Origin of the sequence: Amycolatopsis australiensis (assembly GCF_900119165.1) — a bacterium.
In the GTDB taxonomy this organism is placed as follows: domain Bacteria; phylum Actinomycetota; class Actinomycetes; order Mycobacteriales; family Pseudonocardiaceae; genus Amycolatopsis; species Amycolatopsis australiensis.
Genome location: NZ_FPJG01000006.1, coordinates 8930001 through 8943227 on the forward strand (window position 1 = coordinate 8930001; position 13227 = coordinate 8943227).

At 71.9% G+C, this 13227-nt stretch carries 11 protein-coding genes (1 of these 11 cut by a window edge); 4 read left to right on the top strand and 7 right to left on the bottom strand.

Translation table 11 applies throughout. The features are described from left to right. From BT341_RS42510 to BT341_RS42520, 3 genes are all read right to left on the bottom strand, one after another. Positions 1-980: the 5' portion of an amidase gene (locus BT341_RS42510; RefSeq protein WP_072481580.1), read on the bottom strand. Its footprint begins 577 nt before the window's first position; only the first 980 of its 1557 coding nucleotides appear in the window; its start codon is at positions 978-980; the stop codon falls past the left edge of the window. Beyond that, complete coding sequence (gene glnA / locus BT341_RS42515; protein WP_072481581.1) at positions 980-2323, bottom strand: type I glutamate--ammonia ligase; 1344 nt, start codon at positions 2321-2323, stop codon at positions 980-982. Before glnA ends, BT341_RS42510 begins: the two co-directional genes overlap by 1 nt. 61 nt (positions 2324-2384) lie before the next feature. Continuing rightward, the gene (locus BT341_RS42520) at positions 2385-3665 is read right to left on the bottom strand and encodes an MFS transporter (RefSeq protein ID WP_072481582.1); all 1281 of its coding nucleotides are present in this window, start codon (positions 3663-3665) and stop codon (positions 2385-2387) included. 87 nt (positions 3666-3752) lie between these two features. On the opposite strand from BT341_RS42520, the gene BT341_RS42525 reads away from it, so the two are divergent. Next, the gene (locus tag BT341_RS42525; RefSeq protein ID WP_072481583.1) at positions 3753-4403 is read left to right on the top strand and encodes an LppX_LprAFG lipoprotein; all 651 of its coding nucleotides are present in this window, start codon (positions 3753-3755) and stop codon (positions 4401-4403) included. Here BT341_RS42525 and BT341_RS42530 read toward each other — a convergent pair whose 3' ends face one another. Beyond that, a complete protein-coding gene (locus tag BT341_RS42530) occupies positions 4404-5966 on the bottom strand; it encodes an alpha/beta hydrolase (RefSeq protein ID WP_072481584.1) in 1563 nt (520 codons plus the stop codon). A gap of 155 nt (positions 5967-6121) precedes the next feature. On the opposite strand from BT341_RS42530, the gene secA2 reads away from it, so the two are divergent. Then, entirely contained in the window at positions 6122-8461 is a 2340-nt protein-coding gene (secA2, locus tag BT341_RS42535; protein ID WP_072481585.1) for an accessory Sec system translocase SecA2, read from the top strand. Positions 8462-8555: 94 nt separating this feature from the next. Further along, positions 8556-10277, top strand: a complete 1722-nt coding sequence (locus BT341_RS42540) for an NAD+ synthase (protein ID WP_072481586.1) — start codon at positions 8556-8558, stop codon at positions 10275-10277. On the opposite strand, the gene BT341_RS42545 is transcribed toward BT341_RS42540, so the two are convergent. Beyond that, the gene (locus BT341_RS42545; RefSeq protein WP_072481587.1) at positions 10274-10888 is read right to left on the bottom strand and encodes a VOC family protein; all 615 of its coding nucleotides are present in this window, start codon (positions 10886-10888) and stop codon (positions 10274-10276) included. The genes BT341_RS42540 and BT341_RS42545 overlap by 4 nt on opposite strands. Positions 10889-10926: 38 nt before the next feature. Between BT341_RS42545 and BT341_RS42550 the strand changes: the two genes are divergently transcribed. After that, a complete protein-coding gene (locus BT341_RS42550; RefSeq protein ID WP_072481588.1) occupies positions 10927-11460 on the top strand; it encodes a methylated-DNA--[protein]-cysteine S-methyltransferase in 534 nt (177 codons plus the stop codon). Positions 11461-12020: 560 nt separating this feature from the next. On the opposite strand, the gene BT341_RS42555 is transcribed toward BT341_RS42550, so the two are convergent. Both BT341_RS42555 and BT341_RS42560 read right to left on the bottom strand, forming a co-directional pair. After that, positions 12021-12599 carry a DinB family protein gene (locus tag BT341_RS42555; protein WP_072481589.1) on the bottom strand — a complete coding sequence of 193 codons (579 nt, stop codon included), beginning with the start codon at positions 12597-12599 and terminating at the stop codon, positions 12021-12023. A 57-nt stretch (positions 12600-12656) separates the two neighbouring features. After that, the gene (locus BT341_RS42560; RefSeq protein ID WP_245805283.1) at positions 12657-13226 is read right to left on the bottom strand and encodes a hypothetical protein; all 570 of its coding nucleotides are present in this window, start codon (positions 13224-13226) and stop codon (positions 12657-12659) included. Between the last annotated feature and the right edge of the window lies 1 nt (position 13227).

Genomic DNA, 13227 nt, shown 5'->3' on the forward strand with positions numbered 1-13227 from the left:
ACCGTCGCGCCCGCCCGGACCAGGGCGTCCCGCGCCGACGTCATGACCGCGTCCGTCTCCGGGCCGAGCACCGGCAACCGCCAGAGACCGATCCGCGCGCCGCGCAGCACACCGGGCTCGAGCAGCTTCGCGTAGTCGGTCGGCTGGGTGCGCGGGTACTCCGCGGTCGCCGGATCCGCCGGATCCCGCCCTTGCAGCACCGAAAGGGTGAGTGCCACGTCGACGACGTGGCGTGCGATCGGCCCGGCGGTGTCCTGCTCGGCGGAGATCGGCACCACGCCGGTGCGGCTGACCAGACCGAGGCTCGGTTTGTGCCCGACCGTGGCGGTCATCCCCGCCGGGCACACGATCGAGCCGTCGGTCTCCGACCCGATCGCCACCTGGGCCAGTGACGCGGCGACGCCGGCCGCGGACCCGGCGGACGACCCGCACGGGTTGCGGTCCAGCACGTACGGGTTGTTCGTCTGCCCACCCACGCCGGACCAGCCCGATGTCGGCTTCGCGGCCCGGAAGTTCGCCCACTCGGACAGGTTCGCCTTGCCGAGGATCACGGCGCCGGCCGCGCGAAGCCGGGTGACCAGCGTCGCGTCCTTCGCGGGGTAGCTGCGCAGCGCTCGTGACCCTGCCGTCGTCCACTGGTCACGCGTGTCGACGTTGTCCTTGACCAGCACCGGGATGCCGTCCAGCGGGCCGCGCAGCCGGTGCGCGCGACGCCGGGCGTCGCTCTCGAAGGCCTGGGTCAGCGAAGCGGGATTGAGCGCCAGGACGGCGTTGACTTTTCCGTCGATCCGGTGAATCCGGTCGAGGTACCGCCCGGTCAGTTCCACGGCGCTGAGCCGGCCCGACGCCATCCGCGCCTGCAGCGCCGGGATGTCGGCGGAGTCGAGGTCGAACCGCGAGGCCGCCGAAGCGACCGGCGCCGCGGTGACCAGCACGAGCACGGCGGCCAGCACTGCGAGGAGCGCCGGCCGCCGTCCCATCAGAGCACCGGGAGGAGGGTGCGGAGTTCGTACGGGGTGACCGCGCTGCGGTAGTTGTCCCACTCCACGCGCTTGTTGCGGAGGAAGAAGTCGTAGACGTGCTCGCCGAGCGCTTCCGGCAGGAGCTCGGACTTCTCCATCTCGGCCAGCGCCTCCCCCAGGTTCTGCGGCAGCTGCGCGTACCCGGCGGCGCGCCGCTCGGAGTCGCTCAGCTGCCAGATGTTGTCCTCGGCGGGTGGCGGCAGCTCGTAGCCCTTCTCGATCCCCTTGAGCCCGGCGGCCAGGATGACCGAGTACGCCAGGTACGGGTTGCACGCCGAGTCCAGGGTACGGATCTCCACCCGTCGGGATGACGCCTTTCCGGGTGAATACATCGGGACGCGGACGAGCGCGGAGCGGTTCGCGCGCCCCCACGACACGGTCGTGGGCGCTTCACTGCCGCTGATCAGGCGCTTGTACGAGTTCACCCACTGGTTGGTGACCGCCGAGATCTCCTTCGCGTGGTGGAGCACCCCCGCGACGAAGGCCTTGCCGGTCTCCGACAGCTCGTGCGGGTCTTCGGCGTCGTAGAAGGCGTTGCGGTCGCCCTCGAACAGGCTGACGTGCGTGTGCATCCCCGAGCCGGGCTGGTCAGTGAACGGCTTGGGCATGAACGTCGCGCGCACGCCCTGGGTGAGCGCGACCTCCTTGACGACGTAACGGAACGTCATCACGTTGTCGGCCATCGTCAGCGCGTCGGCGTAACGGAGGTCGATCTCCTGCTGGCCCGGTGCCCCTTCGTGGTGGCTGAACTCGACCGAGATGCCCATCGCCTCGAGGGTCTCGATCGCGTGCCGCCGGAAGTGCGTCGCGGTGGCGTGGCTGGCCTGGTCGAAGTAGCCGCCGTTGTCCGCGGGCTCGGGCTCGGTGCCGTCGTCCGGGACGCTCGAGAGCAGGAAGAACTCGATCTCCGGGTGGACGTAGCACGTGAAGCCGGCTTCGGCGGCCTTCGACAGCTGGCGGCGCAGGACGTGCCGGGGGTCGGCCCACGACGGCGAGCCGTCCGGCATCGCGATGTCGCAGAACATGCGCGCCGAGTACGGCCCGCCCTCCGGGGTCTCCCACGGCAGCACCTGGAAGGTGGCGGGGTCCGGCTTGGCCACCATGTCGGACTCGTAGACCCGCGCGAAGCCCTCGATGGCCGAGCCGTCGAAGCCGATCCCGTCGTTGAAGGCGCCTTCCAGCTCGGCCGGCGCGACCGCGACGGACTTGAGGAACCCCAGCACATCGGTGAACCAGAGACGAACGAAACGGATGTCGCGCTCCTCGAGCGTGCGGAGCACGAATTCCTGCTGGCGATCCATGGCCGCACCCTAACGACAGCGTGTTAACGGCATGTTTCACGACGCGCCGAGGGTGACGAAGTCAGGTCGCGAGCACCGGGACGGGCTTCTTCGCCCGCGTGATGGCCAGCGAAGCGACCGACGCGATGACGGCCAGGACGGCCGCGGAGTACCAGGCCAGGCTGTAGTTCCCGAGCTGGTCGCGGACCAGGCCGGCGGCCGACGCGGCGAAGGCGGCGCCGAGCTGGTGGCAGGCGAAGACCCAGCCGAACACGATCGGGCCGGCGTCGCCGAACGCGCGGACGCACAGCGCGACCGTCGGCGGCACCGTGGCCACCCAGTCGAGCCCGTAGAACAGGATGAACGCCCACATGCTCGGCTGCACGCTCGAGCTGAACAGCTGCGGCAGCATGGCCAGCGACAGTCCGCGCAGGGCGTAATAGACGCCGAGCAGGATCCGCGGGTCGACGCGGTCGGTGAGCCAGCCGGAGAAGATCGTGCCGACGACGTCGAAGACCCCGACCAGGGCCAGCAGGCCCGCCGCGGTCGTCTGCGGCATGCCGTGGTCGTGCGCGGCCGGGACGAAGTGCGTGCCGACCAGGCCGTTCGTCGTCGCACCGCAGATCGCGAAGCCGGCCGCGAGCAGCCAGAACGTGCGGGTCCGGGCGGCCTGGGCGAGCACCGAAAGCGCCCTGCGCGCGGAGCCTGTCTTCGACGCCGGGCGGGCGGCCTCGGCGTCGGCGGGCGCGCCGTAGGCCGTGGTGCCGACGTCGGCCGGGTGGTCGCGGATGACCAGCAGGACGACCGGGACGACGGCCAGGGCGGCGATCGCGATGACCAGCGACGCGGTCCGCCAGCCCGAACTCACCGCGAGGTTCGCGATGAGCGGGAGGAAGATCAGCTGGCCGGTGGCGCCCGCGGCGGTCAGCACGCCGGTGACGACCCCGCGGCTGCGCACGAACCAGCGCGTGGCCACGGTGGCGGCGAAGCTCATCGCCATCGAGCCGGTGCCCGCGCCGACCAGCACACCCCAGCAGAGCACGAGCTGCCAGCTCGCGCTCATGAAGACCGTGCCGCCCGCGCCGAGGGCGATGACGAACAACGCGGTCGCCGAGACGCGGCGGATGCCGAACCGCTCCATCAGCGCGGCGGCGAAGGGCGCGAACAGGCCGTAGAGCACGAGGTTCACCGAAACGGCTGAACTGATCGTGGCCCGGGACCAGCCGAACTCCTCGTGCAGCGGGTCGATGAGGACGCCGGGGGCCGCGCGGAAACCGGCGGAGGCGAGCAGCGCGACGAACGCGGCACCGGCGATCAGCCAGGCGCGGTGCAGCTTCGGGGCGGGGCGGGTTTCGACAGTCACCCTGGCAGTTTCTCCGCGCGCGCGGAGAGCCGAAAGTGGCCGGAAGGACAGCGTTCGCAAAGATCGGGCCAACAGTAGGCTCGGAGAATGTCGCGCTTCGCCCTCCTGCTCGTGCTGCTGCTGACGGCCGGCTGCACCGGATCACCGGACACGCGTGGGCCGTTCCCGGCGGGATCCGACCTCGTGCGCGAGGCGGCGCAGTCGTTCGCGGCGGTGCGCGGCGTGCACTTCGCGGCGGGCGTCAACGGCGTCCTGCCCGGCTTCCCGCTCCGCCAGATCGAGGGCGACGCGACCCTCGACGACGGCGAGTCCGCGACCGGCACGGCCGACGTCCAGGACGACGACGCCGGCGACGGGCACACGAAGTTCGGCTTCATCGTCAACGGCCGGCACGTTTCGACCGACGCCGGGGCCGGTCCGCTGCCCGACGCGTACACGGTCAGCAGGTTCCTCGGTGCGCACGGCGGGCTGAAACGGCTGCTCGACGGCGTGACGGACGCCCGGACCGAAGGGCGGGAGAACGTCGACGGCGCGGCCGCGCTGCGGGTCGGCGGCCGGGTGCCCGCCGCCGTGGCGCACAGCGTGCTCGCGCAGGTCGACGCCGACCTCACCGCCAAAGTGTGGGTGTCCGACACGCTGCCCCGGCGGTTCGTCCGGCTGTGGGTGCAGATCCCGCCGCCGGACAACCACCTGAGCCCGGTGATGATCGAGCTGTCGCTCACCCGCCAGCAGGACTAGCTACTGCCCCGAGCAGCGCTTGCCCTCCGGCGGCAGCGTGCCGTCGACCAGGTAGTCCGTGCCCGCGTCGTCCACGCACTTCACGCCCTGCAGGAACACCGTGTGCTGGGTGCCCTCGAACGTCAGCAGGGCGCCCTTCAGGCCCTTCGCGAGGTTCACGCCGGCCTGGTACGGCGTCGCCGGGTCGTTGGTCGTCGAGATGACCAGCGTCTTCGGCAGGCCTTCGACGTTCGGCACGTGCGGCTCCGACGTGTTCGGCACCGGCCAGAACGCGCACGCGTCGCGGGCCGCGCTCGCCGGGCGGCCGTCGTCGAGGAACGGCGCCACCTTCACGTACTCCTCCTGCGCCTTGAGGATGACCTGAGGGTCCGTGACGCGCGGGTCGTCGACGCAGCGGATCGCGGTGAACGCGTCCTGCGTGGTGCCGTAGTGGCCGTCGGAGTCGCGCTCGTTGTAGATGTCGGCGAGCTTCTCCAGCGTCGCGCCGCGCTGCTGCTTCAGCTCGTTGAGGCCCGAGTTGAGCGTGTCCCAGAGCGTCTGCTGGTAGAGGGCCTGGATGACGCCGGTGGTCGCGTCCTCGTAGGAGAGCTTGCGCCCGTCGCCGACCGGCACCGGGAAGTCGATCAGCGGCCGGACGAGGTCCTGGAACACCTTGACCGCCGCGCCCGGGTCGCGGCCCAGCGCGCAGTCCTGCTGGGCGGTGCACCAGTTCGCGAACTGCGTGAACGCCGTGCCGAAGCCCTGGCCCTGCGCGACCAGCGACTCGACGGCGTCCTGCTCGGGGTCGACCGCGCCGTCGAGGATCATGGCGCGGACGTTCTTCGGGAACGCCTCGGCGTAGGTCGACCCGATCCGGGTGCCGTAGGAATAGCCCAGATAGGTGAGTTTTTCGTCGCCGAGGACCGACCGCAGGACGTCCAGGTCCTTCACGACGTCCCGGGTGCCGACGTTGGCCAGCATCCCGGTGCCGTCCTCGGTGCGCTGGGCGCACTTGGCGGCGAAGTCCTTTTCCTGCGACTCCTGCCGGAGCACGCCCGCCGGCGAGCCGTCGGTCTCGCTGTCGTCGGCGCGGTCGGCGTCGCGCTCCCGGTCGGTGAGGCAGTGGATGGCCGGCTGGCTCGCCCCGATCCCCCGCGGGTCGAAGCCGACCAGGTCGAAGCGCTTGCCGAGGGCGATGTTCGCCGTCGGCTTGATCAGCCCGGCGGCCGCGACCATGCCCGACGCGCCCGGCCCGCCGGGGTTGACGACCAGCGACCCGATCCGCGAGCCGGCGTCGGTGGCCTTGTGCCGGAGCAGGCCCAGCGTGATCGTCTCGCCGTCCGGCTTGGCGTAGTCCAGCGGCACGGTCAGCCGGGCGCACTGGACGTCCTTCGCCTGGAACGCCGACCGCGCGTCTTCCGACGTCGCGTAAGGTGCGCAGTCGGCCCAGGTCAGGCTCTGGCCGTAGAACCGCTCCAGCCCGGCGGGCACCGGCCCGGACGGCGGGTGCGACTCCGTCGTCGGCGCCGGCGGCGCCGCCTTTCCGGTGGACGTGCAGGCGGCCAGGGACGCCGCGATCAGCACGGATGTCGCGAATGCGGTGATCCGGCGACGACCGGACCTGGCGCTGGGATGAGGGAACACGGTTGGATCGTCCCATCCGGCCGCGGAACTCGAACGCACCACCGTCGCGTTGGGTGGTGGAGGCCGGTCGAGCGAGAGAGAACGGGAGACCAGGGGTGGCAGCACTGATCAGCCGGGTGGGCAAGAAGCTCCGCCGGATCATCCAGCGGCCGGGCAGCGTCGAGCTGACCCGCTACGAAGCACTGCTGCCCGCGGTCGAGAAGCTCGAACCCGAGCTCGAGAAGCTCTCCGACGAGGAGCTGACCGAGCGGGCGGGCAAGCTCCGCGAGACGCTGAAGGACACCGCGTTCGGCGACGAGCAGCTGATCGAGGTCTGCGCGCTGGGCCGCGAGGCCGCCAAGCGGGCGCTCGGCGAGCGCGCGTTCGACGTCCAGGTCCTCGGCACGATGGGCCTGCTGACCAAGCACGTCGTGCAGATGGAGACCGGTGAGGGCAAGACGCTCGCCGGCGCGCTGGCCGCGGCCGGGTACGCCCTGCGCGGAAAGCGCGTTCACGTCGTCACCGTCAACGACTACCTGGCGCGACGCGACGCGGAGTGGATGGGCCCGGTGTACGCGCTGCTCGGCGTGTCGGTCGGCTGGGTCGAGCCGGCGCACTCGCGCGAAGAGCGCAAGGTCGCCTACGCCAAGGACGTCACCTACGGCGCCGTCGCCGAAATCGGCTTCGACGTGCTGCGCGACCGACTGGTCACGAAGGTGGACGACCTCGTCCAGCCCGACCCCGAGGTCGCGATCGTCGACGAGGCGGACTCGGTGCTGGTCGACGAGGCCCGCGTGCCGCTGGTGATGGCGGGCTCGATCGACCGCAGCGACGCCGACGAAGAGGTCGCCAAGATCGTCCGGCGGCTGCGGCTCAACCTGCACTACGAGACCGACAGCGAAGGCCGCAACGCCTGGCTGACCGACGCCGGCTCGTCCGTGGTCGCGAAGTCGCTCGGCATCGAGGTCGACGACCTGTTCAACGAGCAGGCCTCCGACCGGCTCGCCGCCGTCAACGTCGCCCTGCACGCCCACGCGCTGCTCACCCGCGACGTCGACTACCTGGTCCGGGACGGCAAGGTCCAGCTCATCAACGCCGCCCGCGGCCGCGTCGCCGAGCTGCAGCGCTGGCCGGACGGCCTGCAGGCAGCCGTCGAGGCGAAGGAGCAGGTCAAGGCCACCGACCGCGGTGAGATCCTGGACTCCATCACCGTGCAGGCGCTGCTCGCGCGCTACCCCGAGGTCGCCGGCATGACCGGTACCGCGGTCGCCGTCGCCGAGCAGCTGCGGGAGTTCTACGAGCTCGAGGTCGCGGTCATCCCGCCGAACACCCCGAACATCCGCGAGGACCTGCCCGACCGGATCTTCGCCTCGCCGTCGCAGAAGCTGCGGGCGATCGAAGAGGAGATCCGCACGGTGCACGAGACCGGGCGGCCGATCCTCGTCGGCACCCAGGACGTCGCCGAGTCCGAAGAGCTGGCCGAGAAGCTCGCGAAGGTCGACCTCGAGTGCGTCGTGCTCAACGCGCGCAACGACGCCGAAGAGGCCGCGATCATCGCCGAAGCGGGCAAGAAGGGCGCGGTGACCGTGTCCACGCAGATGGCGGGCCGCGGCACGGACATCCGGCTGGGCGGCACCGACGGCGCCGAGCGCGAGGAGGTCGTCGAGCTGGGCGGCCTGCACGTCATCGGCACCGCGAGGTACCCGTCGAGCCGGCTCGACGGGCAGCTGCGCGGCCGCTCCGGCCGGCAGGGCGACCCGGGCAGCGCGATCTTCTTCGCGAGCCTGAACGACGAACTGGTGCTGTCGAACGCACCGGACGTGCCCGACGGGATCGTGGCCGACGAGGAGACCGGCGAGATCACCGACCCGGCGGCGCTGCGGCAGATCAACCACGCCCAGCGCGTCGCCGAGGGCGTCGACCTGGAGATCCACCGCAACACCTGGCGCTACACGCGGCTCATCGAACGGCAGCGGCGTGACCTGCTGGTGCACCGCGACAAGGTGCTTCGCACCGCGTACGCGGCGGAGCAGCTGGAGAAGGCGCACCCGGAGAAGTTCGCCGAGCTGAAGGAGAAGGTCGGCGACCAGGAGAAGCTGGAACAGGTGTGCCGCGAGGTGCTGCTGTTCCACATCGACCAGCTCTGGTCGGACCACCTGGCGTACCTGACCGACGTCCGCGAGAGCATCCACCTGCGCGCGCTGGCGCGGGAGACGCCGCTGGACGAGTTCCACCGCGCGGCGATCCCCGAGTTCCACAAGATCATCGGCGAGGCCGATTCGCGGGCGGCGAAGACCCTCGAAGAGGCCGAGCTGACCGACGACGGCATCGATCTCGGCGACGCGGGCGTGCGGCGCGCGAACACGACGTGGACGTACCTGGTGCACGACAACCCGTTCGATTCGGACTTCGAGCAGACCATCAAGAAGGTCCGCAGCATGATCAAGCGGAAGTAGGTTCGCGAGGCCCCGCCCGGCGCGCCGGGCGGGGCCTTGGCTTTTCGCCCACATTCGCTCGGCCACCCGAGTGGCCGTGCGCCAGAATGGCGGCATGCCGCAACTGCGCATCGCGCTCGCCCAGGTCAACCCCACGGTCGGCGACCTCGACGGCAACGCCGACCTGCACGTCGAATGGACCCGCCGCGCCGCCGAAGCCGGCGCTCACGTGGTCGTCTTCCCCGAGATGTCCCTGACCGGCTACCCCGTCGAGGACCTTTCGCTGCGCAAGACCTTCGCCGCCGCCTCCCGGCAGGGCGTCGAGTCCCTCGCGCGCCGCCTCGACGAGGCCGGCTGCGGTGAGGTGCTGACCTACGTCGGCTACCTCGACCTGGACGACGCCGGCCCGCGCGACGCGGCGGCGGCGCTGTACCGCGGCGAGGTCGTCGCGCGGCAGTTCAAGCACCACCTCCCGAACTACGGCGTGTTCGACGAGCACCGGTGGTTCAAGCCCGGCACCACGCTCGACGTCGTCCGGTTCCACGGACTCGACATCGGCATGGTCATCTGCGAGGACATCTGGCAGGACGGCGGCCCGATCTCGGCGCTCGGCCGCGCCGGCGTCGACCTCGTCGTGGCGCCGAACGCGTCGCCGTACGAACGGTCGAAGGACGAGCAGCGGCTGCCGCTCATCGCGCGCCGCGCCGCCGAAGCGGGCGCGCCGCTGGTCTACACCAACCAGATCGGCGGCCAGGACGACCTCGTCTTCGACGGCGACTCGCTCGTCGTCGGCGCGGACGGCACGCTGCTGGCGCGCGCACCGCAGTTCGTCGAGCACCTGCTCGTGCTGGACATGGACCTGCCGAAGACCGGGTACGCGGGCGACGGGACGTACGAAGGCCTGGACGTCCGGCGCCGCGTGCTGAGCGAAGAACCGCTGCCGGCGTACGAGCCGACGGCCGAGCCGGTGATCAGCGAGCCGCTGTCGGACGAGGCCGAGGTGTGGTCGGCGCTGGTCATCGGGCTGCGGGACTACGTGCACAAGAACGGGTTCTCGTCGGTGACGTTCGGGTTCTCCGGCGGCATCGACTCGGCGGTCTGCGCGGCGCTGGCGGCCGACGCGCTGGGCGGCCACAACGTCTACGGCGTCTCGATGCCGTCGAAGTACTCGTCGGGTCACTCGAAGGACGACGCGGCTGACCTCGCGCGGCGGATCGGGGCGCACTACCGCGTCGAGCCGGTCGAGGACATGGTGCGCGTGTACGTCGACCAGCTTTCGCTCACGGGCCTGGCCGAGGAAAACATCCAGGCGCGGACCCGGGGCATGCTCCTCATGGCACTGTCCAACCTGGACGGTCACCTGGTGCTGGCCACCGGCAACAAGACCGAGCTGGCCGTCGGGTACTCCACGATCTACGGCGACGCCGTCGGCGCGTTCGCCCCGATCAAGGACGTCTTCAAGACGCACGTGTGGCAGCTGGCCCGGTGGCGCAACGCCGAAGCGGTCAAGCGGGGCGAAACGCCGCCGATCCCGGAGAACTCGATCACCAAGCCGCCGTCGGCCGAGCTGCGGCCCGGCCAGGTGGACACGGACTCGCTGCCGGACTACGAACTGCTCGACGACATCCTCGACGACTACGTCGAGGGCGACCGCGGGTACGCGGACCTGGTTTCCGCGGGGTTCGACCCGGAGACCATCGACCGCGTGGTGCGGATGGTCGACAGGGCCGAGTACAAGCGGCGCCAGTACCCGCCGGGCACGAAGATCACGTTCAAGGCGTTCGGCCGCGACCGGCGGCTGCCGATGACCAACCTCTGGCGCGAGGGCAAGGCCTAGGTCAGGGCAACCTGCCGGCCGTCTCGTGAGCGGAGTGCGGCGGTCAGGCTCGCCTTCCCGGCGCGGCGGACGAGCAGTTCGAGGCCGAGCGCGTCGGTGGCGACCTGGACGGACGCCGGGTCCGGGTGGGTGCCGGTGAGCATCAGCAGCGGGATCGACGGCAGGTCGCGCGTCGTCGGGTGCGGGGTGGTCCCCCAGTCGATGAGGAACGGGCGGAGCGAGCCGGGGGCGCTCGGCGGCGTCAGGCGCCAGCGCAGGAGTTCGCCCGTCGCCGATTCCCGGGACATCTCGATGGCGTCGCCGGGGTCGAAGCCGTGGGCGCGGGCCCGGGCGATCGTCGCGTCGAGGTCGGGGGCGCGGACCGCCCAGGCGACGAGCGCGGGCTCGGTGAGGTCGTCGATGCCGAACGGGCGGGGCCCTTCGGGGTCCGGTTGCGCGGGATCCGGGCCGATGACCTCCAGGTAGGCGCCGGCACCGAGGTCGGCGAGGTGGTTGGCGGTGCCGAGGCCGACGTGCCGGCCGCCGGGAGCGGGCGTGACACCGGTGAGCGCGGCGACCCGGGCGACGGCGTCGGCGAGGTCGGGGCCGGCGTAGACGAGGTGATCGAGCACGAGCCCATTTTGTCGTACCCCGGCCGTAGGGTGACGGCATGACAGCGGAGTTCACGACGTTCGACACGGCGATCGGCGTCTGCGGCCTCGCGTGGCGCGACGACGTGGTGATCGCGACGTCACTGCCCTCGGGCGGCGCTTCGGCCCTTCACGCCTGGTTCCGGCGGCGATTCCCGGACGCGGTGCCGGGGACACCGGGGCCGCGGGTGCAGGAGGCGGTGGACGGGATCGTGGCGTTGCTGGGCGGGGCACGGGTGGATCTGACGGCGGTTCCGCTGGACTTTTCGGGCGTGCCGGAGTTCAACCGGCGCGCGTACGAGGTCGCGCGGGCGATTCCGCCGGGCAAGACGTCGACGTACGGGGACATCGCGCGGGCGTTGGGGATGCCGGGGTCGGCCCAGGCTGTGGGGCAGGCCATGGGGCACAACCCGGTTCCGATCATCGTGCCCTGTCATCGGGTGCTGGCGGCCGGTGGGCGGGATGGTGGGTTCTCCGCGCGGGGTGGGGTGGAGACCAAGCTGCGGATGCTGGTCATCGAGGGGGCGGTGGCTGAGGAGCCGACGCTTTTTTGATCGGTGCCGGGCGGCGGGGCCGGGGGCGAGTGGGCCGGGACGAGTGCAGAGCAGGGCCGGGGGCCGGGGGCGAGCGGGCAGGGCGCAGGGCCGGGGGCGATGGCCGGAGTGCGGGGCCGGGTGAGCCGGGGGCGATGGCCGGATGCGGGCCCGGGGGCAGGGCGCGGGGCCGGAGGCGATGGCCGGGGTGCGGGCCGGGTGAGCCGGGGGGCGATGGCTGGGTGCGGGCCCCAGGGGCCCGGGGCCTAGGGGCCGGGGGCGATGGCCGGGTGCGGGCCCGGGGTGCGGGCCGGGTGAGCCGCGGGCAGGGGCTCCGGGGGGGAGGGCCCGGGGCAGGGTTGGGGCAGGTGAGGGCCGGGGTGGTCGGGGTGGGATGAGCGCCTGGGTGCGTGTTGCGGAGGCGACCCTCTTGATTGGACGGTCGCCACGGCCCGGCGGGCAAGCCCGCCGGGCCGTAAAACCTGGTCGCGCGAACCAGCCGCTGCGGACCGGCGCGCTCGGGCCGCGGAGCTAGACCGTTGGCTCCCCGCACCCGGCGGCGCGAGGGCGGACCCGCGAACTCACGCTGGCTGCCAGGGCTTCACCCACGGCGACTCCGGCCAACCCTCCGCCGCCGCCATCAGCGGGATCGCCGTCGCTCCGTCCACGTGCTCGCGGATGATGTCCGCGTGGCCCGCGTGGCGGGCCGTCTCCTCGATCAGGTGCAGCAGGACCCAGCGCACCGACCATGCCTCCACGTCCTGCGGGTACCACGGCACTCCCTTCGGCACCGGGACCGCCTGGCCCAGGTCCTCGATGCCCGCGATGACCTCCGCCGTGCGGGCCGCTACCTCGTCGTACCTGGACAGCGCCGCCGCCAGCGTCTCCTCCGGGCCCAGGCGGTACGCCGACTCGTAGTCCGCCATCGCTTCGGCGAACGGCTTCTGCGGCGCCTGCAGCACCGTGTCGATCCAGCCCTGCTCCGTGAACGCCACGTGCTTGACCAGCCCGCCCACCGACAGCGCGCTCTTCGTCGGTGTCTTTCTCGCCTGCTCGTCCGTCAGCCCGTGGGCCGCCAGCTTCAGCACGTACCGCTGCTGCTCCAGGAAGCGCAGCAGCCCGTCACGCTCGTCCGCCACCGGGGGCACGTTTCCCGCCATGTCGATCCTCTCCTCGGGAGTCCGCTGCCGGTGATGGTGCCACCCGGCACCGACAATTCAGCCCCGAGGAACGTGCCGCGGCGCCGGCTTGATGAACGCGTACGCCCCGCCCGCTCCGAACAGCACCGCGCGGACCACCAGCTGGATCCTCGTGAACACGCCCTCGAACAGGTCCAGCTGCCGGGACAGCACGACGGCCAGCCACGTCGCCATCACCACCACCAGACCCGCGACGGCGAGCGCCCGCCAGCCCGGCGGCCACCACAGCACGAGGCTGATCACCCCGACCGTCAGCACGACGCTGAGCAGGGACGAAAGCACCGTGCTGCTCGCCGGGTACGCGGCCTGGGCCAGCACGAGCGCGCCGAACGCGCTCACCGAGATCGAACTGAGCCGCGCCGACCACTGGACCGGGCCCAGCCGATGCAACGGGGGCCCGGCCAGCAGGAACGCGATCCCCGAGACCGCCAGCAGCACCCGGAACACCGGCGGCCCGGCGAGCAGCGCCTCGGCCGGGTCCCGGACCGGCGAGACACCCGTCGGGAGGAAGAACTCCAGCAGCCATCCCGAATACGCGACGACGGCGACTCCCATCAGGAGGGCCGAGGCGATCCGAGCCGTGCGCACG

Excerpts from the sequence above, each read along its gene's own strand:
- BT341_RS42540 (WP_072481586.1), top strand. The coding sequence starts at position 8,556 with ATGCCGCAACTGCGCATCGCGCTCGCCCAGGTCAACCCCACGGTCGGC.
- BT341_RS42555 (WP_072481589.1), bottom strand. The coding sequence starts at position 12,599 with ATGGCGGGAAACGTGCCCCCGGTGGCGGACGAGCGTGACGGGCTGCTG.
- BT341_RS42525 (WP_072481583.1), top strand. The coding sequence starts at position 3,753 with ATGTCGCGCTTCGCCCTCCTGCTCGTGCTGCTGCTGACGGCCGGCTGC.
- BT341_RS42550 (WP_072481588.1), top strand. The coding sequence starts at position 10,927 with ATGACAGCGGAGTTCACGACGTTCGACACGGCGATCGGCGTCTGCGGC.
- glnA (WP_072481581.1), bottom strand. The coding sequence starts at position 2,323 with ATGGATCGCCAGCAGGAATTCGTGCTCCGCACGCTCGAGGAGCGCGAC.